Origin of the sequence: Selenomonas sp. FOBRC9 (assembly GCF_000287655.1) — a bacterium.
Classification (GTDB): Bacteria; Bacillota; Negativicutes; order Selenomonadales; family Selenomonadaceae; genus Centipeda; species Centipeda artemidis.
Genome location: NZ_ALJR01000002.1, coordinates 35,817 through 59,097 on the forward strand (window position 1 = coordinate 35,817; position 23,281 = coordinate 59,097).

Below are 23,281 nucleotides of genomic sequence, written 5' to 3' on the forward strand. Positions count from 1 at the left end.
TGCAGCGAAAAATTTCACTCTGCCGCTGCGATGAGCGGCGGCCACAGACCAAAGAGGAGGTGATTTCGTGAGAATGTACGAAGTCATATTTATCGTGAAGCCGATGGAGGAAGAGGCGACCAACGCCGTCATCGAGAAGTTCACGAAGCTCATTCAGGCAAACGGCGGTACGATTGAGAAAGAGGATCGCTGGGGCAAGAAGCGCCTTGCCTATGAGATCAATGACCACAGCGAGGGATACTACGTTCTGCTGTATGTCAATGCAGAGCCCGCCTGCGTCGCCGAGTGCGACCGCGTGATGAAGATCACCGACGATCTCTTAAAGCATATGATCGTCCGTGCGGAGAACGGTGTTCCGGAAACTGACAAAGAGTAAAACGAATCCCATAGACATGCGGGAGAGAACAATCGAATGAACAGAGTCATACTGATCGGGCGCCTCACGCGCGACCCCGATATACGCTACACACAGAGCGGCAAGGCATTTTGCCGGTTCACCGTTGCTGTTGACCGCCGCTTTTCGCGTGCGGCGCAGCAGGAGGGGCAGCAGACGGCTGATTTTATCCCCGTCACCTGCTGGGACAAACTCGCCGAAATTTGCGGCAATAACCTCACGAAGGGACGCCGCATTGGCGTCGAGGGGCGCATTCAGGTGCGCAGCTACGACGGCAATGACGGGCAGCGCAAATACGCGACCGATGTCGTAGCGGACAATGTAGAGTTTCTTGATTCGAAAAATGCCGGCGGCGGTATGGGCGGCTACGATGCCCCCGCCGGATCCGGCGCTGCACCTGCCGCAGGCGGCGGTGCACCCGACATGATGGGACCCGTGGTTCCGGACGACGAGATTCCATTCTGAGCGCGCGTGCGCCCGGAATATCCCGTGACAAGGAGGGAAAAATAAAATGATGAGACGAGATCGGGGACGCAAGCCCCGCCGCAAGGTCTGCTCGTTCTGCGTTGATAAGGTAGACCATATCGACTACAAGGACGCCGCGAAACTGCGCCGCTTCACAACGGAGCGAGGGAAGATTCTCCCGCGCCGCATTTCCGGCAACTGCGCAAAGCATCAAAGACAGGTCACGCTTGCCATCAAGCGTGCCCGTAATATCGCACTTCTTCCGTTCACTGCGGAATAAGGGAGACACAAAGAATCTGAGATTCTTCCGGCGTCGCACCTTCACAGGTGCGGCGCTTTTTACATAGGATGAGAGGGGAAAGAAAGGAGCGGTCATATGGATCCGAAGGCAAAGGCAAAGCGCGTCGGCGCTGCGTTCATCGTACTGTTCATCGTCGCGGGGCCTTGTGCTCATGTATACGGGGAGCGATGCCGTCGTGCTCGCCACGCGGCAAAAAGAGGGCATCCTCACCGCCGAGCAGGTTAAGATGTCCTTTGACTCCGTGAGCGGGCGTCTCGTGCGCGAGACTGTGAGGGAAGGCGACGAGGTGCGCGCGGGCGACGTCGTGATGGAGCTGGACGCGACGGACAATACCCTTGCGCTCGCGCGCATTGATGCGCAGCTGGCGCAGATCGAGGCGCAGATCGCCCGGACAAAGACAGCGATGGGCATCTCCTTGGAGCAGGTGGATACGAACGAGACGCAGAGTTTTCGCGGGATTGACCGGCAGCGTGCGGCGCTCGATGCCGCACGCGCGACCGAGGCAAACAGCGCACGCGACTACGAGCGCATGGCGGCGCTCTTTGCCGAGGGTGCAGTTTCAAAGGAAGCACTCGACAACGCCGAGATGCGTCTTTCCGTTGCGCGCGCCGCGACGCAGCAGCAGGCGCAAAATCTCGCGCAGCTCCTCGGCGGCGCAGCGGATACGGGCAATACGGAGTCCATCTCCCTGCCGACCATCGAGCAGGCGCGCCGGAGCGCGGCAAATATGGGGAACGACGTTGCGGCACTCGAAGCGCAGCGAGACATGCTCCTCGTGCAGAAAAAGGAACTCGAGGTTGCGCGCGATCGTCTCGTGCTGCGTGCGCCCGAGGACGACAAGGTGCTGAAGCTCCTCGCCAAAGAAGGCGGGATGATCTCCCCGGGACGCCCCGTCGTCCTCCTCGAAAGTAATCGAGACTATTATGACATCTACGTCAGCGAGGATCAGGTACGCGGGATTCACGAGGGCGACCGCATCACTGGGCATGCCGTCGCGGGCGACCGCGAGGTGCCGGGGACGGTGCGTCTCGTGACGAAGGCGCCGGGGTTCGCCGACCTCAAGATGTCGCGCGAGAAGAGTCAGGCGGATCTCTCCGCGTTTCAGATTCGCATCTACGTCGACCCGACCGACGGGATCATTCCCGGCATGACGATTGGAGTGAGTGACCGTGCATTCACTCAAAGCTGAGCTCAAATACCTTTTTTCCGGGCAGGGAATGCCGTATGAAAAGGTCTCCATCATGGTCGCCATGGTGATCTCCGTCGTGCTGTCCGTGATGCTCGCGGGCAATTTCTCCAAAGATGCTGGCGTCGTCGTCATCGACCTCGATAACTCCGCCTACACGCATGAGCTCACGAACCGCATCGACGCCTCGGAGTACATGAAGGTCACGGCGGTGGTCAATACGCCCGCCGATCCGCGCTCCTTCCTGTACCGCGACAAGGCGATTGCCGTCGTCTATTTCCCGCAGGGTCTCGAAAAAGACCGCTATACGGGGACGGCGAATCACATCGGCGTGTTCTATGACAACACGAACGCCGCACAGACCGCCGAGATAAAGGAAGCGATGAATGAGCTCGCCGTGCTTGAGAACGCGGCGGCAAACGGCGATTCCGGCAGCACGAACGACACGATCGACGGCGGCATACAGATTGCCGACCGCGTGCTCTTTAGCCCGAATACCTCGACGAGCAACAGCATGACACTTGGCTTCCTGTTCTTCTTCGGCTCGATGTTCTACACCTTTGCGACTATCGGTATGATCCCGCGCCTGCGCCTGACGGGGGAGCTTGATGCCATCCTGCGCACGGGAACACCGTGGGATCTCGTCCTGCGGACGCTTCCCTACGGCGGACTCCTTATCGTCTCGTGGTGCGTCGGCATGGCGGTACTGCGCGTTTGGGGCGACCTCATCTTTGCGGGGCATCTTGCGAACTTCATCTTTGTCCAGATTTTCTATGTATTTGTGCTCGGTATGGTGACGACGCTCGCGGGCTGGTCGGCGGCGAATCCCGGCGTTGCCGCAAGCCGCATGATCCTCATCATCCCCGGCGGCTTCATTTTCGGCGGCCCGACGGGGCCACTTTCGCATTTCGCCGACTGGGTCGTGGCACTCTCACATATTTGGCCGCTCACATGGGAGTTCCATTTCACGCGTGACATCATCACGCGCGGTGCCGACTTCATGGGATATGCAACGACATTCGGCGCGTTTCTTATCTACATCGCCGTCGTTGGCGTCCTCTACACACTGCGTTTTTACAGCGCGAAAAAGGAGCTGCTTGCGCGCGATGCGGACGGGCAGCCCGCAGGGACAAGACTGCACCTAGAAACCTAAAGGAGGTATTCGAGATGGACACGGCATTCCTGATTGCGGAGATAAAGAGTCGCCCCGCGCACGACGTTCGATGCGAGCGCATCCTCGTCGCTATCGACGGCTCTCATGCGTCGTTCCATGCCGCAACATGGGCAATTGAGCTTGGGCGCGGTACGGGGGCGGAGCTGACAGTACTCATGGTCGTCGATTACGACGCGCATGTCTCGGCATTCGAGCAGGTCAGCACGAGCGGCTATCTGCCCGCCGAGCTGAAGATTTCCGCCTATCGCCTCCTCGCGGAGCTGATGCACGAGATTCCGCACAACGTGCGCGCCCATCCGCGCGTCGCCGAAGGAAATCCCGGCGAGACCATCGTTGCCGTCGCCGCTGAGGAGGAGAGCGACCTCATCGTCATGGGAACGCGCGGCTTCGGCACGTTCGAGCGCATTGCCTTTGGCAGCGTGTCCTCGTACGTCAGCAAACACGCGCACTGTCCCGTATTTCTCAGCAAATAACTTTTAATGGCGTGTTTACACGTTCTTAAATACCTTCCAAGGGATACGCGGTAAAGTAAATGTGTTCATAGATATGATTTAAGGGAGTGGGGAACCATGAAGAAAAGCCGTTATTTTGCCGTCGCACTTGCCGCCGTGATGGGACTTAGTATTGTCGCCGGTGCGCCCGCCGCGCATGCCGCCGTGCCGCCGACGCAGTTGTCCTATGAGGACGGCGCGTCGAACGAGTACAGCTTCCGCATGAAAGAAGAAGACCGCATCCACGACGAGAACGTCCGCAGAATCAAATTTGACTTCCGCCGCGACGGCGATCAAGAGAAATATAACCGCGCCATGCGCGAGGAACAAAAACGCCATGATCAAGCGGTCAAGCGTATCATGCGCGATTACAACAACCGTAAACCTTGGCGGCATTAAACGCTAAAATGCAATAATCAAAACCACCCGCTATGCGGGTGGTTTTGATTTTCTCAGCGTTACCGTATCGATGACCGTGCCGTCCGCCGTTTCGCAGGAGACGTGCAGCTCTTTTGCATCTGCCTCCATATAGAGGTAGTTGGAGGGGGCAGGATTCGCAGAGGCGGCGAGGTCGTAGGACTCGGCAGGGACGTCGAAGTATTCGTTGCCCGCGGGTCCCGCGAGGAGGTAGAGGGTGCCGTTTTGATCCGTTTTTTGTGCGCGGATTTGGCGGCGGCGGTAGGTGTGGATATGCCCCGAGACGACGAGATCGATGCCGAGCGTGTCAAATGTGTCCATAAAGACGCGCCCGACGTCGCTGATGCCTGCGGTCGTGCCTTGCTCGGTCTGGTAGTCCCCGCAGGCGAGGATATCCTTGTGCATGAGGACGACGCGCCAAGGAGCATGAGACTCCGCTGCATCCCGGATCAGCCACGCAAGTTGCTCCACCTTGAGCAATGAGCCGCGTGTGCCGAGTTCGAGAAACTGTGTATCGAGTACCATGAAATGCACGACGCCCATGGTAAAGGAATAGTAGTGCCCGGGAAAAGCCATACTGCCGTTATCGGGCAGGGCAAATGTATGCAGATAGCGCGCGGGCGACACTGCCGTCCAGCTGAGGCCGTAGTATTCGTGATTGCCGAGGGCGGGGGCGTGGATGTGCCGGGCAAGCGGGCTGTCCGCGCCCTCCATCGCAGCGAGAAAACTCTCCCAGTGCCACGCGGATTCGCCGTTGTCAACGAGATCGCCGACGATCGCGGCAAAATCGGCATGAGGATGCCGATGCCATGCCGCGTGATAGAGGTTGCGCCACACGTCATAGCTCTCGCCGCATTGACTGTCGGAGAAGAGGAGGGCGCGTATTGTGCCGCTTGCGGCGGGGATGGGGAGCGGCATCCATGCCGTTGTGCCGCGCGCGGAGATCACGCGATAGTCGTCGCCGCTCCGGGGGAGACGTACCTCTGCATGGTAGGTGTACTGCGCAGTATCATCTATGTCAAAGTAGGTATAGGACGGGATGTAGATATCGGCGTGTGTATGCATCCCCGCGGAACGCACCTCGACGCGCACATCCGGGAGGAGGCTCTCGCTGTCCCATTGGATCATGCGCGTCGTCTGCGGATCATGCGTGACGATTTGCCGCAGATATTTGATTTCATGCGTATATGCCGCCGCATGATGAGATGAAAAGAGACCGCCGAGCCCCATAGATAGAACGGCGCTCGCAGCGGTCTGCAAGAAATGTCTGCGCGTCATGATGCATCCTCCTCCGCGTGTGCGGCTTCCGCTTTCATGACGTGGTTTTCGTAGCGCCATGCGCCTGCGATGAGAACGATCGCGCAGACGATAACCACGATGAGGCGGGTATGATCCGGCTGCTTGACAATGAGATCGTGCCCGATGATTGCCTCGATGCCCGTGGAGGGGAATTTCCCCACGAACGACGCGATGACATACTCGCGCAGGCGAATCGAGGAGAGCGCGCCGACGGCGTTGAGGATAGCGGACGGGATGTAGGGAATCATGCGCGCGATGAGCATGACAAAAAAGCCTTTTGTCCCGCTGTACCGGTCGATTTTTGAGAGGAACGGACTCTTTGTAATCACTTTCTCCGCCGCATCGCGGAAGTAGAACCGCATGAGCAGAAAGGCGATCGTGACGCCGACGGTTTCCGCCGCGCAGGAGAGGATGATGCCAGGGACAATGCCGAACAGCATAACGTTTGCCGTCGAGAAGATGATCGCGGGCGGAAAGCCAAGGGCGTTGACAAAGAGCGTGAGGAAGAATGCGAACACCGCCGCCGAGTCTCCATAGCCGCGGATGTACTCGACCGTAGCGGAGATGTCTCCGGTCGAAAGGAGCGCGAAAAGCTCGGGAAGGAATCCCGGGGCAGCGAGGTGGATGATGCCAAAGAGGAGGACGATCGCAGCGGCGGCGCCGACTTTCATGACGCCCATGCCCATATGTTGTTTCAAATAGAACCTCCTATGTCGTGAGTACCATAGCAAGCGCGCCGAGGATGAGCGCGATGCTGAATCCGTGCATGGCGTTTGCAATATTTTGTCCGTATTTACCCGTATAGCGGCGTACAATTTTGCGCAGTTCGAAGATGAGGAAGGAGAGACAGAAGAATACGAGGGAGAGATCGCCTTCCATGTAGCCGTAGGCGAAAATTACGGAGGAGAGTACAATGCCGGTCTGCTCTCCGCGCGAAAAGATACGCTCCGGCTCTCTTGCGTGTTCACGCGCATCAATGTCGGCGCGTGTGAGCGGGATGCCCATCTCGTCTGTTTTCTCCATGTCGCGGTCAAAGAAACGATAATGAAATCCCAACTGCGTCACCTCCTATTATCGTATTTACCGCGTCTTAGTCGGCGATCCTGCGCTGCGTCGGCTTTATATTCTGCGGCTTCGGGATGTCGGGGCGCATGTTGGGCTTTTTGATCTCGGGCTGTGGACGCGCTGCTTTCGGCGGCTGCGGTTTTGGTGTCGGCTTTGGCAGGGGAGACTGCGGGGCGCTCGGCGTCGGATGCGACGGGCGCGCGTTCGCCATATTCTTGCGGCGCGCCTCTTCCATTTTGGCACGCGTGAGCGCCCGTTGGCGCTCCTTGTCCTCGCACTCCATCTGCGCGATGCGCGCTCTTTCAGCGGATAGTTCCTCCGATCCGTAGAAGACACGCGCACGGTCTACGACGCCCGGAAGCTGCGCGTAGAGATAGCGGCCGGGACAGGCGGTTGCGCTGAGATCGCGATGTCCGAATATGGTCTGTTCCCATACGGGATCAAATTGGTAGACGGTGCAGAGCGATGCGATGAGATGCGCGGCGGCAGTGAGCTGCGCTTCGGTGGGCGTCGCCATTTCAAAATTTCCAACGATATTGATGCCGACGGTATGACGGTTCTCGCCGTAGACATGTGCACCAACCGTGCCGAGGGGGCGCCCCTCCTCGATGGTGCCGTCCTTGCGGATGAGGAAGTGATAGCCGATGCCCGCCCAGCCGTTATTGAGGTGCCATTGATGGACGGTCTCCGCCGATACGTCGTCGTTTGTACTGCCGATGTGGTGTATGACGAGGCTGTTTGTGAAAAAACGGTTCTCAAGTGCGCCGAATTTCAGGTGCGTGGGGCGAACGGACACGCCGGGAAGCACGGTCGGGATGTACCACGAAGCCTCTGTGACAGAGGGGAAGAAGGGGAGTGCGGCGGCGCCGATGCCAACGAGTGCCAGACGGCGCAGAAAGTCTCTACGATTCATGGGGGATCTCCTGATAGGTATACGTTTGATGGCTGAGACGGAGCTCCGTGTCATGAACAGCAAAAAGGGTCGATCGATGTCCGACGCTGATGATGCTTGCGGCGGGGAGTTCCTGTTTGAGTATATCATAAAGCGCGCGTTCGCGCGGTTCATCAAGGGCAGAGGTTGCCTCGTCGAGGAAAATCCAGTCGGGGCGAATGAGCAGGACGCGTGCAAAAGCAAGACGCTGCTGCTCGCCGAGCGAGAGGATGCGGCTCCAGTCGTCCGTCTCGTCGAGACGTGCGGCAAACTGTTCCAGCCCCACAAGGCGCAGGACGCGTGCGGTCTCCGCATCGCTCTCCGTGCTCGTGCGCGGGTAAAAAAGTGCGCGGCGGAGCGTGCCGAGCGGCAGATAAGGACGCTGGGGGAGGAAGAGGCGGCGCATGTTCCGCGGTGTGGTGATTCTGCCGCTGCCATACGGCCATATGCCTGCGAGCGTGCGCAGGAGGGTGCTCTTTCCCGCCCCCGAGACGCCCGTCACGAGGACGCGTGCCCCCGGCGGCAGGGACAGCGTACACTGCGAGAGGAGCGGAGTTCCGCTCGGCAGGGCGACGGTGAGGCTTTCCAGCGCGAGGTCTTTTCCTGCGCCTTCGACGCGTTCAATTTCTCCCGTCACCTGTGCGGCATCCTCCATGTGCTCGGTGAACCCGCCGAGTCGGTGCAGAACTGCCGCGAGCTGCGCGACGGAGTCATAGGCGTCGACGAAGAACGAGAGCGCGCCCTGCACGCGGTCGAACGCGGTCATGGTCTGCATGAGTCCGCCGAGCGCGATCTCACCCGCATAATAGCGCGGCGCCGCCATGATGAGCGGGAAGATGATGGCGAGCTGCCCGTAGCCGTTGACGTAGAAGTTCAGCAGCTTTGTCCGACGCATCAGATCCCAATAGTTCTTGATGACGTTTGCAAAATGCTCCTTGAACCCGACGGACTCTGCCTGCTCGCCGCGATAAAATGCGATGCTCTCGCTGTTTTCGCGGACGCGCATCATGCTGAAACGGAAGTCCGCTTCGTAGCGCTGCTGGTCAAAGTTGAGCCGGATGAGCTTTCGTCCGACAAAGTGGGCAAAGCAGGTGCCAAGCCCGGAGTAGATGAGTGAAAGCCAGAACATGTAGCCGTAAATCACGAACTCTGTGCCGCCGACGGGGACGGTCAGAACACCCGAGAGGTTCCACAGGACGACGCCGAATGCACCGAGCGTTGTGAGCTGGCGCAGGATGCCGATGAGGAGCGTCAATGTCAGCGATACGAACTGATTGATGTCCTCGCTGATGCGCTGGTCGGGGTTGTCCGTGTCGCTGTGCAGCACCTGCAGACGGTAGTAGATCTGCCCGCGCATCCAGCGCCCGAGATATTGATCTGTCATCCATGTGCGCCACTTAATGGTGAGCATTTGCCGGAGATAGACGGCATAGACCGAGATGAAGATATTGATCATCGCGAGTACTGTAAACTCGCCGACGAGCGGCCAGAACGCCGCCCAGTCATAGGCTTGGAGAGCGTCGTAGAAGACGCGGTACCAATCGTTGATGCGGACGAGTATATAGACGCTCGCGAGATTCAGCGCGATGACCGCCGCGAACAGTCCGCGTGCGCGCCATTTTTCCGCCGAACTCCAATATCCTTTGAACAGCTGCCAGAATATGCGCAGCAGAGATGATTTCAATCGGAATCCCCCTTAAGAATAAAGAACGAATTTCATTATAGTATTTTTTTCCCCGTATCGCAAGAAAATAGCATAAAAAAGAACTGCTGCACATGAATATGCAACAGTTCCCTTCAAATGATTTACAAACTCTTGAATGTAAACTCGTTTCCTGCAAAGCCGATCTCGACGGTATCGCCGCCGCGAATCTCGCCCGCGATGATCTTCTTCGAGAGTGCGGTCTCAACCGTGTGGGTGAGCAGACGGCGCAGTGGACGCGCGCCGAAGTCGGGATCAAAGCCTTCGTCGGCGAGTGCAGTCAGCGCGGCATCGTCCCATGTGAGCTCGATGTCTACCTGACGCTCGAGACGCTTGCCGAGCGCCGCGAGCATGATTGCCGCGATGCGCTTTACATCGTCCTTTGCCAGCGCCTTGAATACGATGGTATCGTCCACGCGGTTGAGGAACTCGGGGCGGAAATACTCCTTGAGGAGCGCCCGCACCGCCGCGGACGCCTCCGCATAGTCCTTGCTCAGGATCTCATGCGAGCCGAGATTGCTCGTCATGATGATGACGGTGTTCTTAAAGTTCACGACGCGTCCCTTGCCGTCCGTGAGCCGCCCGTCGTCGAGGATTTGCAGCAGGACGTTGAACACGTCGCGGTGCGCTTTTTCGATCTCGTCGAGCAGGATGACGCTGTATGGACGGCGGCGCACCGCCTCGGTGAGCTGACCGCCCTCGTCGTAGCCGACGTAGCCCGGAGGCGCGCCGATGAGCCGCGAGACGCTGTGCTTCTCCATGTACTCGCTCATGTCGATGCGGATCATGCTCCGCTCGTCGTCAAAGAGAGCTTCGGCAAGTGTCTTTGCGAGCTCGGTCTTGCCGACGCCCGTGGGACCGAGGAAGATAAACGAGCCGATGGGGCGGTTCGGATCCTTGATGCCCGCACGTGCGCGCAGGATCGCTTCGCTGACCGCGGTCACGGCTTCATTCTGCCCGACGACGCGCTCATGGAGCACATCTTCAAGGCGGAGAAGCTTTTCTCTCTCGCCCGTCATCATCTTCGTCACGGGAATGCCCGTCCAGCGGCTTACGACGCGCGCGATGTCCTCCTCGCCGACCTCCTCCTTGAGCATCCGCTCGCCTGCGGATTGCGCGGCGATGGCGGCTTCTTCCTCGGCGAGCTTCTTCTCGAGTTCCGGCATCTTGCCGTATTTCAGCTCCGAAGCACGCGTGAGGTTCTGACCGCGTTCCGCCGCCTCCATCTCACCGCGCACTTCGTCCATTTCCTTCTTGATGGCACGGACGCGCAGGATCGCCTGTTTTTCGCTTTCCCACTTCGCGCGGAGTTTTTCCTCCTCGGCGTGGAGCTCTTCTTTCTCCGCGACGAGCTGCGCGAGCTTTTCCTTTGACGCCTCGTCGGTCTCCTTCTTGAGGGCTTCCTCCTCGATGTCGAGCTGGAGAATCTTGCGGCAGATCTCGTCGAGCGGCGCGGGCATGGACTCGATCTCCGTGCGCAGCTTTGCCGCCGCCTCGTCCACAAGGTCGATTGCCTTATCGGGCAGGAAGCGGTCGGAAATGTAGCGGTCGGAAAGTGTCGCCGCCGCCACGAGCGCGGCGTCGCGGATGCGCACGCCGTGATGCACCTCGTAGCGATCCTTGAGCCCACGCAGGATGGAGATGGTATCCTCCACGCTCGGCTCGCCGACCATGACGGGCTGGAAGCGGCGTTCGAGCGCCGTGTCCTTCTCAATGTACTTGCGGTACTCGTTCAGCGTCGTTGCGCCGATGCAGCGCAGTTCGCCGCGCGCGAGGAGCGGCTTCAGCAAATTGCCCGCATCCATCGCGCCCTCGGCGGCACCTGCGCCGACGACGGTGTGCACCTCGTCGATGAAAAGGAGAATTTGCCCCTCGGATTTTGCGATCTCGTTCAGGACGCCCTTGAGTCGTTCCTCGAACTCGCCGCGGAACTTCGCACCCGCGACGAGCGCGCCCATGTCGAGCGCGTAGAGTGTTTTATTTTTCAGCGATTCGGGGACGTCGCCCGCCACGATGCGGCGGGCAAGTCCCTCGACGATGGCGGTCTTGCCGACGCCCGGCTCGCCGATGAGCACGGGGTTATTTTTCGTGCGGCGCGATAAAATCTCGATCGTGCGGCGAATCTCTTCGTCGCGCCCGATGACGGGATCGAGTTTATTCGCGCGTGCCGCCGCGGTCATGTCGCGCCCGTATTTTTCAAGCGATTGGTAACCCTCTTCGGGATTGTCGCTCGTCACGTTCTGCTTGCGGTTCTTTTTGATCGCGTCCTGCACGCTGCTCTTCGTCAGACCAAATTCACGCGCGATTTTCTGAACCTCGTCGCTTCCGTCGGTGACGAGGGCGAGCAGCAAGTGCTCCGTCGAGACGTATTCGTCCTTCATCGAGCGTGCCAGTTCCTCGGCGCGTCCGAGGACGCGCACCATGTCCATGCTCATGCCGAGACGGTTTGTGCCGCGGACGGCGGGGATGGATGCGAGTTCCTTTTCAAGGCGTGCCTTGAGCATCGGAAGGTCGACGCCGCAGACAGAGAATATCGTCGCGAGCAGTCCTTCCGGTTCCTTTGCAAGCGCGAGCAGCACGTGCGCCGACGTGATCTCCTGATGATAGCGCATCGCCGCAATCTGCTGCGCCGATTGGAGCGCGGCGAGCGTGCGCGCTGTGTATTTATCTTGTTCCATAATGTGTTCCTCCGCATCTTCGTGCTATTTGATATGGTTATTATATCACTATAAGTCAAAAAGTCAAATACTATTTTTGATTTTTTGACCTTTTGGGAAAAAATTTTGTCATTGTACTTAATAAAGATATGTCGTCGGAATACAAAAAGACTGCCGCACAGAAATATATCCATGCGGCAGTCTAAGTATCTGCGTCAACTGAAGTGTTCGACGATATGACAATGCTAGGCGCGAAGATCCCAATGCACGCCTCAGATCATGTTTTTCTTGTAGCAATCATACAGCTCCTTCAGCTCCTCAATCTTTGCATTCATCTCAAGCTGAAGTGCGGAGGCGACGCGATAATCGCCCTCGTTCAGCGCCTTGATGAGCAGACTGAAGAGCGCCTTATCGTCGATGGTATCCTTTGCAAGATAGATGCGCAGGTCGTGAATCTTGTTCCACATATAGGCATCCTGATCCGTCACGAAGTCGCTCTTGATCTCCTTCATGCGGCGGACGAGGTCACGGTACTCGGGGATGATGCGGCTGATGAGTTCGATCTTCCACCGCAGGAGCGCCCCGGTGCGGAACGATTCGATGATCTGCGGGCGGAGCGTATTGCCCGCCGTCAGCACGGCGACCTTTTCCGGATAGAGATCAAAGCCGAGCATGTTTTCCCACACCGTCGCAGGCGGTTTGCCAAAGCGCGCGTCGCGTTCCTCGGGCGTGTAGAACTCGAACACGTCCTCCTCGCTCCGATAGGCGCGGTCGCGTTCGAGATAGTGCGCGTCTTCGCCCGGCTGTTTTGACAGCTCGGCGAGAAGCTGCGCCGCCGTGCGTCCCGCCGTGTGCTTGATGCCGTCGAGGATGGCGAGATAACATGCGGCGAGGACGAGGTAGGTGTTCGAGTATGGATTGGTTGCGCGCAGTTCAAAGCGCGTCGCCATTGGATTCTTGAGGTCGCGGATGAGACTGACGAGCACCGTACGGTTGCGCGAGGGGATCGCGGGCGTATGACCGAACGAGGTGACGACGCAGACAGGGGCTTCAAATCCGGGTTTGAGACGGTTGAACGAATCGTTCGTCGCCGAGACAAAGGGATTGATGGCTTCGTAGTTCTTGAGCAGTCCCATGAGCGCGCCGTAGCCGATCGCACTCATATAGTCCGCATTCTGATCGTCGGCGGCGAAGAGACTGTGCATCTTGCCATCCGAGGTGACTGCGGCGATGCTCAGATGCGTATGCTCGCCGTTGCCCGCGAGACCGATGAGGGGTTTCGCCTTGAAATTGACCTCAAGGCGGTGCAGGCGGAAGACTTCGCGCACGATGGTACGGACGAAGAGCTCGTTGTCCGACGCCTGCACGGCGCCGTCATACTGCCAGTCGATTTCGATCTGTTCGCAGACGTGCGTCATGCGCCCGTTCTCGTCGATCTGCGCCTTGAGGCCGCCGACCTCCTTGTGTCCCATCTCCATGTGGAAACCGTATTTGTCCAGCTCGATGAGGCATTCCTCAAGCGCCGTCCGCACCGCACCGTGCGTGCGCTCCCAATACTGTTCGTTCATCACCTGCGAGGCGGACATCTCCTCGATGGAGGCGTTGTCCTCAAGCGGCGTCTTGACCCAGAATTCGAGCTCCGTTGCGGAGGTGAAGCGGATGTCAACAATATCCGAGTCCTTGAGGCTCGTCGCGCCGGAGATCTCAGGATTTGCACGGAAGAAATCGAGCAGTTCACGTTTCACATACGCGAGTGTGTCCACGAGTGCCGCGCGCGAATCGACACGTTTTCCCTCGTGGATGATGAAGGAGGGGATGCGCAGTGTGCCGACCGTGTCCGGGCTTTCCCGATCGTAGTCGACGAACCAGTTGACCGCGGGATCGATGGGGAGATCCACCTTCGCGTTGTTGATCGTCGCGATCTTCGGCAGGACGACGGAAGAACCGTCCGTCTGTACGGCGGTGCCGTTGTAAAACTTGTCGATGTCCTCGATGAAAATCCGCACGGGGATCTTCTCGTCCGTGTCGTTGCCCGCCATGTCGATGCCCACGAGTGAGACGAAACACACCTCAGGATGCTCCCGGAGCATCTTGATCACTTCTTCGCGCGGAGTGTCGGCAGGAATCTTATAGAGAAGTTCGTTCATCTTTGCGTACCATCCTTTTTCACGAAAAAACCGTACGGATTCTCCTCCGCACGGCAAAAATCCACGCTCATATTAACATTTTTCAGGGGATTTTGTAAAGGGTATACAGCGCGCTCAGCGTTTCCATCGGCAGAGAATATGTTCCGCCGCGTCGAGGAGGGCAAAGAGCAGAAGCCCGATGCCGCTCAGCGTAACGATGCCCGCGTACATGTCGAGGTAGTTGACGCGCAGCCACGCGTCCATGATGTAGTAGCCGATGCCGTATTTCGTGCCGAATGTCTCCGTGAAGAAGAGGACGGAGAGCGCCGTCGCCATCGCGATGCGCACGGCGGTGATGAACTTCGGGAGCGATGCGGGGAGAACGATATGGCGTACCGTCTGAACAAACGAGGCGCCGAGGACGCGCAGCGGATCGTAGGTCTCCGCCGGGATTCCTGCGACCGCGTCGCGCACGGCGACGACGACTTGGAACACGATGATGAGGAAGATGAGGAGGATTTTGCCCGTTTCGCCGACGCCGAAGAGCAGCATGACAACAGGCAGTAGAGCGATCTTTGGGATCGGATAGGCGAGGTAGAGGACGGGCGAGAGGAGACGCCCGGCGCGCGGGAAATATCCCATCAGAATGCCGAGCGGGTAGCCGACGGCGACGGCGGCGAGGAGTCCGAGCGCGATGCGCATGAGACTATAGCCCGCGTGAACGGAGATGACGCCCATGAATTTTTCCGCGAGCCGCGCAAATACCTCCGCGGGCGGCGGGACGACGGGAATGCTCAATAGATGCGCCGCACCTGTCCAAAGGAGAAGGCAAACGCCGACGCCGAATGCGAAGGCGCGCGGAGAAAGTTTATTCATCATACGTCCGCCTCCGCGATCTTTGTCCGGAGCATCCGTCCCATTTCAAAAAATTCCCGCGACGTGCGCCGCGCGAGATCGCCTGCGAACGGATTGATCACCGTCTCCGTGATTCTGCCGGGGCGACCGCCCATGATGCTGATGCGCCCCGCGAGCGCGAGTGCCTCGTCGACATAATGCGTGACGAGGAGCGTTGTGACCGACTGTCTCTGCCACAGGGAGAGAAAGACTTCCTGCATGGATTCGCGCGTGATCGCATCGAGCGCGGAGAACGGCTCGTCCATCAGCAATAAATCCGGCGCGAGCAGGAACACGCGTGCGAGTCCCACGCGCTGCTGTTGTCCGCCCGAGAGCTCGCGCGGATAGCGGTTCAGCAGTTCAGAGAGCCCGAGCTCTGCCGTGAGTTCGCCGAGCGCACCGTCGAGGGATTCCTGTGCGCGCCCTTTGATCTCGGCGCCGAGGAGGATGTTTTCACGCACCGGTTTCCACGGGAGCAGACCATAATTTTGCGGGAGAAATCCGATGCATCGATGCATGGGATCGATGGGCGCACCGTCCATGCGCACACTTCCCGCCGTCGGATGCAGCAGTCCCGCCGCGAGGCGCAGGAGGGTGGACTTTCCGCAGCCGGACGCGCCGATGAGCGCATGTACCTCGGAGCGCGCCACGTGAAGCGAGGCATCCGCCAGCACCCGGACGGACGCTCCGGTCGTCTCATAGTCAAAAGATACGCTTTCGATGCGCAGCACGATTTCCCCTCCTTCGCCGATATTACTCATCATGTTATACCAAAGTATGGGAGAAATATCAATGATGTTGTGTGCGGTGATATTGCTTTTTAGGTGAAAGACGATTATTATTATAGAACCTTTATGAGCAAGATACACATACGTTGTATTTATGGAAGGTTTCGTGCGCATGGAATGCGCATCCCATATATCTGTGAAAAAATTTAGGAGTGCCTATGTTTGAACCGCGCTTTACAGCGTTAAATATGAACGAAATACTCAAGTATCTTGGCTTCCGCGGGCAGGAGCTCACGGAGGACATCGCAAAGCAGCTGCGCCGCTGCACGGACGAGGTGCTGCAGGCGGCAACGCCGCGCCTCACGTACCGGCAGGTACCGCTTGAGGACGGTGCCGTGCTCGGCGTCACGTTTGCGGGGAAGGATATACCGACGATGCTCGCGCCGTGCGAGGAGGTCGTGCTGTTCGGCGCGACGCTTGGTCCCGGCGTGGAGCGTCTGATGATGCGCTATGAGGTCACGAATGCGGCGGATGCCGTCATCATGGATGCGTGCGCGAGCACGGCGATCGAGAATATCTGCAATAATTTTGAGAGCGATATGCGCGCGGAGATCGAGGCAGGCGGACGCTATCTGACGGATCGGTTCAGTCCCGGCTACGGGGATCTTCCAATCTCCGAGCAGCCGAAATTCTTTGCCCTGCTCGATATGACGCGCCGCGTCGGCGTCTCGCTGACACCGACGACCATCATGGTGCCGCGCAAATCCGTGACGGCGATCATGGGCATCGCGCGCACGCCTCAGCCGCATCGCCCGCCCGACTGCGAGCACTGCCTCATGTTCCGCAACTGCCCGTTCCGCAAGGCGGGGCGCAGGTGCAGAGAGGGTGCAAAGACGGCGGCATCAACATGAATATGAAATGGGAGATATAGGAATGCAGGACATCATCATACTGGACGGGGGCATGGGGACAGAGCTTCAGGCGCGCGGACTCGCGCCGGGGGAACGTCCCGAGCTCTTTGGCATGGAGCATCCCGAGGTCATCGAAGAGGTGCATCGGAACTACATCGCGGCGGGCAGCCGCGTTATTTACAGCAACACGTTCGGTGCGAATGGGCACAAGCTCGTCGGCACGGGGAAAACGGTCGCCGAGGTCATTGGGGCGAACGTCGCGATTGCGCGGCGTGCGGCGGAGAACTCCGGCGTTCCGGGCGTGCGCGTTGCGCTTGACATCGGTCCTATCGGGGAGTTGGTCGAGCCGCTTGGCACGCTCTCCTTTGAGGACGCCTACGAGCTCTTCCGCGAGATGGTCACGGCGGGCGAAGCGGCGGGCGCGGATCTCGTCATCTTTGAGACGCTGACCGACCTCTACGAGGTGAAGGCGGCGGTGCTCGCGGCAAAGGAGCATACGAAGCTCCCCATCTGGGTGACGATGACCTTTGAGCAGAACGGGCGCACCTTCCTCGGCGCGGCGGTGCCGTCCGTTGCGGTCACGCTCGATGCGCTCGGCGTCGCAGCGCTCGGCGTCAACTGCTCGCTCGGCCCCGTGGAGCTCCTGCCCATCGTTGCGCAGATGATGGAGTGGACGGATCTGCCGATCATCGTGAAACCGAATGCGGGTCTGCCCGACCCGCGCACGGGGGCGTACGAGATGACGGCGGAGGAGTTCGGCAGGGAGATGGCGGAGTTCGCGCGGCGCGGCGCCGTCATCATGGGCGGTTGCTGCGGGACGAACCCCGACTTTATCCGCGCGCTCGCAGCGGCGGTCGCGGGCGGGGCGGAGGATCGTCCGAAGCGCAAAAAACGCAAGGGCGTCGCATCCCCCGGCTGCGTTGCGGAGTACGGCAAGCTCAACGTCATCGGCGAGCGCATCAATCCGACGGGGAAGAAGCGGCTCCAACAGGCGCTCCTCGATGAGGATATGGGCTATATCAAGAAGCTCGCGATCTCCCAGCAGGAAGCGGGCGCGAACGTCCTCGACATCAACGTCGGCGCGCAGGGCGTGGACGAGGAGGCAATCATCCCGCGCGTCGTGAAGGCGGTGCAGAGCGTCGTCGACCTCCCGCTTCAGATCGACTCTGCGAATCCAAAGGTCATTGAGGCGGCGCTGCGCGTTACGAACGGGCGCGTCATCATCAACTCGGTCAGCGGCGAACGCGAGCGCATGAACGATATTTTCCCGCTTGCCAAACACTACGGCGCGGCGGTGCTCGGTCTTGCGCTCGATGAGGCGGGACTCCCGCAGACGGCGGCGGAGCGCGTCGCCATCGCGGAGCGCATCATAGAGGAAGCGGAGCGCTATGGGATCGACCGTGAGGACATCATCATCGACTGCCTGACGCTCACCGTCTCCGCACAGCAGGAGCAGGCGATGGAGACGCTGCGTGCCGTCCGCGAGGTGCATGACCGCCTCGGACTGCACTGCGCCCTCGGCGTCAGCAATATCTCCTTTGGACTCCCTGCGCGCGTGCATATGACGGAGAATTTCCTCATTCAGGCGATGCACGTCGGGCTTGACTTCCCGATCGTCAACCCGAACACGAAGGAAATCATGGACGCCGTCGTCTCCTATCGTGCAGTCTCGGGCGAGGATGTCGACTGTGCCGCGTATATCACGCGGTTTGCTCCCGAGCAGGCGGAGATGCGCCGGCGTAAGGAGCTGGGGCTGACGGGCGATACAGGCGTAGATGCGGCGGTGCAGACGGCGGTCGAGCAGGCGGGGGACGTTGATCCACTGATGGATGCCATCATGCGTGGGCTGAGCGACGACGCCGAGCGCATCACGCGCAAACTCCTCACCGAGATGGCTCCCATGGACATCATTCAGGAAAAGGTCATCCCCGCGCTTGACATCGTGGGCGACCGTTATGAAAAAGAAATCATCTTCCTGCCGCAGCTCATCAACGCGGCGAACGCCGCGACGGCGGGACTGGAACTGATTAAGGTCAAACTCGCCGAGTCCGGGCAGGGCGTTTCAAAGGGGAAAATCATCCTCGCGACTGTCGAGGGAGATATTCACGACATCGGCAAGAACATCGTCAAGGTCGTACTCGAGAACTACGGCTATCAGATCATCGACCTCGGACGCGACGTCCCCGTGACGCGCGTCGTCGAGGTCGCGATCGAGAAACAAGTCGGACTTATCGGACTCTCGGCGCTCATGACGACGACAGTCACGGCGATGAAACGGACGATTGAGGCGCTGCATGAGGCGGGGCATGACTGTCAGACGATCGTCGGCGGCGCCGTGCTGACGGAGGATTACGCGCGCGAGATCGGCGCGGATTACTATGCGGGCGACGCGCGCAGCATCGTGGAGATCGCCCGGCGGGTACTGGACGAGCAGGAGGACTGAAAATCTATGGCGCAGGGACGTGCAGCACTACGGGACTATTTGAAAACGGCGCCGCTCATCTTTGACGGCGGCATGGGGACATACTACGCGCAAAAACTGCATACGCGCGGCAAGGGCGTCGAGCTCGCGAATATCGAGACGCCGATCGTCGTCGGTGACATCCACACGGAGTATCTGCGCGCAGGGGCGCAGGCGATTAAGACGAACACGTTCGCCGCGAACCGGATCGTCTACCAAGGGGACGAAGAACTCGTCCGCCGTATCGTCACCGCCGGATGGGAGATCGCGGCGCGCGCGGCGGCACCCTATGACGCCTATGTCTTTGCCGATATCGGCCCCGTCATGGGGCTTCCTCATGCGGACATCATCGACGAGTATGCCTTCCTTGCCGACATTTTCCTCGCGCTCGGCGCGCGGCACTTCATATTTGAGACCAACTCCTCTGATGAGGGACTGATCGAGACTGCGGCGCATATCAAGCAGAAATGTCCCGACGCATTCGTCCTCAACTCGTTTTCCGCGTACCCCGGCGGCTATACGCGTGACGGGCAGTTCGTCGAGGATCTCGTGCGCACCGTTGCGGGCAGCGGATACGTCGATGCCGTCGGCTTTAACTGTGTCAACGGCACGAAGCAGATGAAGGAACTCATTCGTCATCTGGGGACGCGGACGCTCCCGCTCTCGCTCATGCCGAACGCGGGGCATCCCGTCGTCGTTGACGGGCGCACCTTCTACGAGAGTGCGCCCGACTATTTCGGATCGAGTCTCGCCGCCATCCGGCGCGAGGGTGTCTCCATCCTCGGCGGCTGCTGCGGCACGACCCCCGCGCATATCAAGGCACTCTGTGATGCGCTCGCGGCGCAGGGCAATATAATACCGGAGGAGGACGAGGAAGCCCCGCCGCAGGTTGCGGAACTTCCGAAAAGTCCGTTCTATGAAGCTCTTAAATCGGGAGCAAAGCCCATCGCCGTCGAACTCGACCCGCCCGAGACCGGCAGCGCGGATAAATTCATGGCGGGCGCACGCGAACTCATGGCGGCGGGGGTCAACGCCATCACCATTGCGGACAACCCCATCGCGCGCGCGCGCATGGACGCCGCGATGCTCGCGGGACGCGTGCATCGGGAACTCGGCATCGAGCCGATCCCGCACATGACCTGCCGCGACCGCAACCTCAACGCCATCAAGTCCCTGCTCCTCGGACTCAGCGCCGAGGGCGTGCACAACATCATCACCATCACGGGCGACCCCATCCCGACCGCCGAGCGCGACGAGGTGAAGAGCGTCTATCAGTTCAACTCACGCAAGCTCGCTTCCTTTATCACGAGCCTTGGCAGCCGTGGCGAAGTCATCCCGTTCCATATCTTTGGCGCGCTCAACGTCAATGCCAAATTCTTCGGCACGCAGATCAACCTCGCCAAGAAGAAGGTCGAGGAGGGCATGATGGGATTTTTTACACAGCCCGTCCTCAGCGAACGTGCGAAGGAGAATATGCGCGCCGTGCGCGAGACCTTCCCCGAGGCGCTGATTCTCGGCGGCATCATGCCCGTCGTCAGCGAGCGCAACGCGCGCTACATGGAGAGCGAGATCACCGGCATCCACGTCGAAGAGCGCATCATCGACATGTACCGGGGGCTTGACCGCGCGCAGGCGGAAGAACTCGCCGTGCGGCTCTCCCTCGAGATCGCGCGCGACATCGAACCCTATATCGACGGTTACTACATCATCACCCCCTTCTCGCGCACGGCGCTCGTCGCGCGGATCGTGAAGAAACTTAAAAAATAGAGCGAATATAGCAACCGCCTCATCCAATCGGTATGGTCGGATGAGGCGGTTTTTAGTGCAGAGGGGCGTTGCCGATGGAGAGTGGCAGCGTGTGTGCGGCGTCTGCCATGGCGCGGAGCTTTGCGGCGCTGTATTTTGCCCAGATTTCGGAGACATTCTTTTGGAAGGCAAGGGCGGAGCGTGGCTGAGCGAGCTGTGTGCAGACAGTTTTTCGGATGATCTCCGCAAACTCCTCGGGGATCCTTGCCGTGCGCTGTGCGAGCAGGATTTTCAGATTTGTATCGACGAGGTAGAGATGGATGGTCGGATCGCGCAGGTCTCTCTCGCTCGGCAGCAGTTCGTCCTTGACGAGGGAGAGGGAGAGCGGTGCGTCACCCCATCCGTCTTTGAAGATGCCGTCGATACGGTAGAGGAAGAACAGAATGCCGTCAACCTCCGTGACCGCGATTTCGATTTCGCCTGTGCGGAATGCTTCGACGGCGACGACGTCCGCCCGTGATAGCTGGAGCAGGAACATCATCCCGTTTTTATCGACTTGGAACATCCCACCGTCCGCCTGCGCGAGAATGGGCAGGGGGAACGGTTCGCCGACAGCAAAATTAACTGATTCGCTCATAAAAGTCCTCCTTTATTTTCCTATATCATAACATAGACAAGGAAAAGTCGCCATTCCTGTCGAAATTCTATAGCATCAAAATGGAGAGGTGACGTATGATAAGAAAGGGCATCATCCTCGCAGGGGGCTCGGGAACGCGGCTCTATCCGCTGACGAAGGTCGTATCAAAGCAGCTCATGCCGATCTACGACAAGCCGATGATTTACTATCCGCTCAGCACGCTGATGCTCGCAGGGATTCGTGACATTCTCATCATCACGACGCCTGCGGACAGCGAACTCTATCAATCGCTCCTTGGTGACGGCAGCCGGTATGGTCTTTCGATTTCCTATGCCGTACAGCCGCATCCGGACGGACTCGCGCAGGCGTTCCTCATCGGAGAGGACTTCATCGCGGGCGAGGGATGCGCACTTGTCCTCGGAGATAACATCTTCTATGGATCGGATTTTGCGCAGGTACTGCAAAATGCTGTGCAGCGCGATACAGGTGCAACAGTCTTTGCCTACTACGTCTCCGATCCGGAACGGTACGGCGTCGTTTCCTTTGACGAGGTGGGGAATGCAACCTCTTTGGAGGAAAAGCCGAAGCATCCGCAGTCGAACTACGCAGTGACGGGACTTTACTTCTATGATGCGGACATTGTGGACGTCGCGCGGACGATTCGCCCCTCGGCACGCGGAGAACTGGAGATTACGGATGTCAACATTGCGTATCTGACGGCCGGGAAGCTTTACGTTGAGCGTCTGCGGCGCGGCTATGCGTGGCTCGATACGGGGACGCACGAATCCCTCCTCTCGGCGGCAACATTCGTCCAGACGATACAGGCGCGGCAGGGACTCAAGATTTCCTGTATCGAGGAGATCGCGTATCGCATGGGCTACATCGATGCCGAGCAGGTGATGCGGCTTGCGGAACCGCTCGCGAAGAACGAATACGGCGACTATTTGAAACGCGTGATTAACGATAGATAGAAGGAACTTTATGAAGGTTATTGAGACGAAACTGCCCGGCGTGCGCATCCTGGAGCCGCAGGTATTCGGGGATGCGCGGGGCTGGTTTATGGAGAGCTGGTCGCAGAAGAAAATGGAGGATGCGGGCATTCACGTCGACTTTGTGCAGGACAACCACTCTTTTTCGGCACAGAAGGGAACGCTGCGCGGACTGCATTATCAGCTGAATCCGATGGCACAGGCAAAGCTGCTGCGCGTATCACGCGGCGCCGTCTTTGACGTTGCGGTCGACATTCGCCGCGGCTCGCCGACCTATGCGCAGTGGATTGGAATCGAGCTTTCAGCAGAGAATTATCGTCAACTCTTCATTCCACGCGGCTTTGCCCATGGGTTTATTACGCTCACCGATAATGTTGAGGTGCAGTATAAGGCGGATAACCACTACGCACCGGACTATGACGGAAATATCCGCTGGGATGACCCTGCCATCGGTGTCGCGTGGCCGTTTACCCCTGTCGTCCTTTCGGAGAAGGATGCCATTGCGCCGAGTCTTGCGGAGCGGACAGAACTGAACTTCGTTTATTAAGATGTAAGATATTCACTCATTTTAGCTTAGATTTTTCAGCTTTTTTGACAAAATCAAGAAAAAGGGACTTGACGAAGAGAAGCCGTTGTGTTATATTATGACAGTCGCGCTGATGAAGGCTAGAGGCTGTCGAGGCGCACGAGATGTACCCTGAAAACTA

The 23,281-nt window shown here is 59.1% G+C and carries 22 protein-coding genes; 12 read left to right on the plus strand and 10 right to left on the minus strand.

The genetic code is table 11. The features are described 5' to 3' along the window. Positions 1-67 precede the first annotated feature (67 nt). From rpsF to HMPREF1147_RS00430, 7 genes are all read left to right on the plus strand, one after another. Positions 68-376 (plus strand): 30S ribosomal protein S6, encoded by a 309-nt coding sequence (gene rpsF, locus HMPREF1147_RS00400; RefSeq protein ID WP_009438065.1) that lies wholly within the window; start codon positions 68-70, stop codon positions 374-376. A 36-nt stretch (positions 377-412) separates the two neighbouring features. After that, positions 413-859, plus strand: coding sequence for a single-stranded DNA-binding protein (locus HMPREF1147_RS00405; protein WP_009350050.1), 447 nt, complete (start codon positions 413-415; stop codon positions 857-859). A 46-nt stretch (positions 860-905) separates the two neighbouring features. Further along, complete coding sequence (gene rpsR / locus HMPREF1147_RS00410) at positions 906-1,139, plus strand: 30S ribosomal protein S18 (RefSeq protein WP_009350051.1); 234 nt, start codon at positions 906-908, stop codon at positions 1,137-1,139. A 172-nt stretch (positions 1,140-1,311) separates the two neighbouring features. Beyond that, the gene (locus HMPREF1147_RS00415) at positions 1,312-2,349 is read left to right on the plus strand and encodes an HlyD family secretion protein (protein ID WP_009657231.1); all 1,038 of its coding nucleotides are present in this window, start codon (positions 1,312-1,314) and stop codon (positions 2,347-2,349) included. Beyond that, on the plus strand, positions 2,330-3,499 hold the full coding sequence (locus HMPREF1147_RS00420; RefSeq protein WP_009657207.1) for an ABC transporter permease: 1,170 nt from the start codon (positions 2,330-2,332) through the stop codon (positions 3,497-3,499). The genes HMPREF1147_RS00415 and HMPREF1147_RS00420 overlap by 20 nt, the downstream gene beginning before the upstream one ends. A gap of 14 nt (positions 3,500-3,513) precedes the next feature. Continuing rightward, positions 3,514-3,993, plus strand: coding sequence for a universal stress protein (locus HMPREF1147_RS00425; protein WP_009657236.1), 480 nt, complete (start codon positions 3,514-3,516; stop codon positions 3,991-3,993). Between the two features lie 96 nt (positions 3,994-4,089). Further along, positions 4,090-4,410 (plus strand): hypothetical protein, encoded by a 321-nt coding sequence (locus tag HMPREF1147_RS00430; protein WP_009657226.1) that lies wholly within the window; start codon positions 4,090-4,092, stop codon positions 4,408-4,410. 30 nt (positions 4,411-4,440) lie between these two features. Here the strand turns inward: HMPREF1147_RS00430 and HMPREF1147_RS00435 are convergent, their stop codons facing one another. The 9 genes from HMPREF1147_RS00435 to HMPREF1147_RS00475 form a co-directional block, all read right to left on the minus strand. Then, complete coding sequence (locus tag HMPREF1147_RS00435) at positions 4,441-5,706, minus strand: metallophosphoesterase (protein ID WP_009657225.1); 1,266 nt, start codon at positions 5,704-5,706, stop codon at positions 4,441-4,443. Next, positions 5,703-6,425: a TVP38/TMEM64 family protein gene (locus tag HMPREF1147_RS00440; protein WP_009438102.1), complete on the minus strand. Its 723-nt coding sequence runs from the start codon at positions 6,423-6,425 to the stop codon at positions 5,703-5,705. Before HMPREF1147_RS00440 ends, HMPREF1147_RS00435 begins: the two co-directional genes overlap by 4 nt. A 10-nt stretch (positions 6,426-6,435) precedes the next feature. Then, the gene (locus tag HMPREF1147_RS00445; RefSeq protein ID WP_009657235.1) at positions 6,436-6,783 is read right to left on the minus strand and encodes a hypothetical protein; all 348 of its coding nucleotides are present in this window, start codon (positions 6,781-6,783) and stop codon (positions 6,436-6,438) included. A 34-nt stretch (positions 6,784-6,817) separates the two neighbouring features. Continuing rightward, positions 6,818-7,705, minus strand: coding sequence for a peptidoglycan recognition family protein (locus HMPREF1147_RS00450; RefSeq protein ID WP_009657218.1), 888 nt, complete (start codon positions 7,703-7,705; stop codon positions 6,818-6,820). Beyond that, positions 7,695-9,407, minus strand: a complete 1,713-nt coding sequence (locus HMPREF1147_RS00455) for an ABC transporter ATP-binding protein/permease (protein WP_009657199.1) — start codon at positions 9,405-9,407, stop codon at positions 7,695-7,697. The genes HMPREF1147_RS00450 and HMPREF1147_RS00455 overlap by 11 nt, the downstream gene beginning before the upstream one ends. Positions 9,408-9,529: 122 nt before the next feature. After that, on the minus strand, positions 9,530-12,103 hold the full coding sequence (clpB, locus tag HMPREF1147_RS00460; protein ID WP_009657209.1) for an ATP-dependent chaperone ClpB: 2,574 nt from the start codon (positions 12,101-12,103) through the stop codon (positions 9,530-9,532). Positions 12,104-12,354: 251 nt separating this feature from the next. After that, the gene (locus tag HMPREF1147_RS00465; RefSeq protein ID WP_037350940.1) at positions 12,355-14,229 is read right to left on the minus strand and encodes a glutamine synthetase; all 1,875 of its coding nucleotides are present in this window, start codon (positions 14,227-14,229) and stop codon (positions 12,355-12,357) included. 114 nt (positions 14,230-14,343) lie between these two features. After that, a complete protein-coding gene (locus HMPREF1147_RS00470; protein ID WP_009657208.1) occupies positions 14,344-15,087 on the minus strand; it encodes an ABC transporter permease in 744 nt (247 codons plus the stop codon). Then, positions 15,084-15,833, minus strand: coding sequence for an ABC transporter ATP-binding protein (locus HMPREF1147_RS00475; RefSeq protein ID WP_369791729.1), 750 nt, complete (start codon positions 15,831-15,833; stop codon positions 15,084-15,086). Before HMPREF1147_RS00475 ends, HMPREF1147_RS00470 begins: the two co-directional genes overlap by 4 nt. 215 nt (positions 15,834-16,048) lie before the next feature. On the opposite strand from HMPREF1147_RS00475, the gene HMPREF1147_RS00480 reads away from it, so the two are divergent. Genes HMPREF1147_RS00480 through HMPREF1147_RS00490 form a run of 3 tightly spaced genes read left to right on the plus strand, consistent with a single transcriptional unit; the run spans position 16,049 to position 20,969 of the window. Further along, entirely contained in the window at positions 16,049-16,741 is a 693-nt protein-coding gene (locus HMPREF1147_RS00480; RefSeq protein ID WP_009438141.1) for a vitamin B12 dependent-methionine synthase activation domain-containing protein, read from the plus strand. A gap of 22 nt (positions 16,742-16,763) precedes the next feature. Then, a complete protein-coding gene (locus HMPREF1147_RS00485; protein WP_009438018.1) occupies positions 16,764-19,184 on the plus strand; it encodes a homocysteine S-methyltransferase family protein in 2,421 nt (806 codons plus the stop codon). Between the two features lie 6 nt (positions 19,185-19,190). Continuing rightward, entirely contained in the window at positions 19,191-20,969 is a 1,779-nt protein-coding gene (locus tag HMPREF1147_RS00490; protein ID WP_009657217.1) for a bifunctional homocysteine S-methyltransferase/methylenetetrahydrofolate reductase, read from the plus strand. Between the two features lie 52 nt (positions 20,970-21,021). Here HMPREF1147_RS00490 and HMPREF1147_RS00495 read toward each other — a convergent pair whose 3' ends face one another. Beyond that, positions 21,022-21,585 carry a hypothetical protein gene (locus HMPREF1147_RS00495; protein WP_009438115.1) on the minus strand — a complete coding sequence of 188 codons (564 nt, stop codon included), beginning with the start codon at positions 21,583-21,585 and terminating at the stop codon, positions 21,022-21,024. 95 nt (positions 21,586-21,680) lie between these two features. Here HMPREF1147_RS00495 and rfbA point away from each other — a divergent pair, with 95 nt between their 5' ends. Together rfbA and rfbC are read left to right on the plus strand one after the other, a co-directional pair. Beyond that, positions 21,681-22,556, plus strand: coding sequence for a glucose-1-phosphate thymidylyltransferase RfbA (gene rfbA / locus HMPREF1147_RS00500; RefSeq protein WP_009657223.1), 876 nt, complete (start codon positions 21,681-21,683; stop codon positions 22,554-22,556). A gap of 10 nt (positions 22,557-22,566) precedes the next feature. After that, positions 22,567-23,121 carry a dTDP-4-dehydrorhamnose 3,5-epimerase gene (gene rfbC, locus HMPREF1147_RS00505; RefSeq protein WP_009657205.1) on the plus strand — a complete coding sequence of 185 codons (555 nt, stop codon included), beginning with the start codon at positions 22,567-22,569 and terminating at the stop codon, positions 23,119-23,121. Positions 23,122-23,281 lie beyond the last annotated feature (160 nt).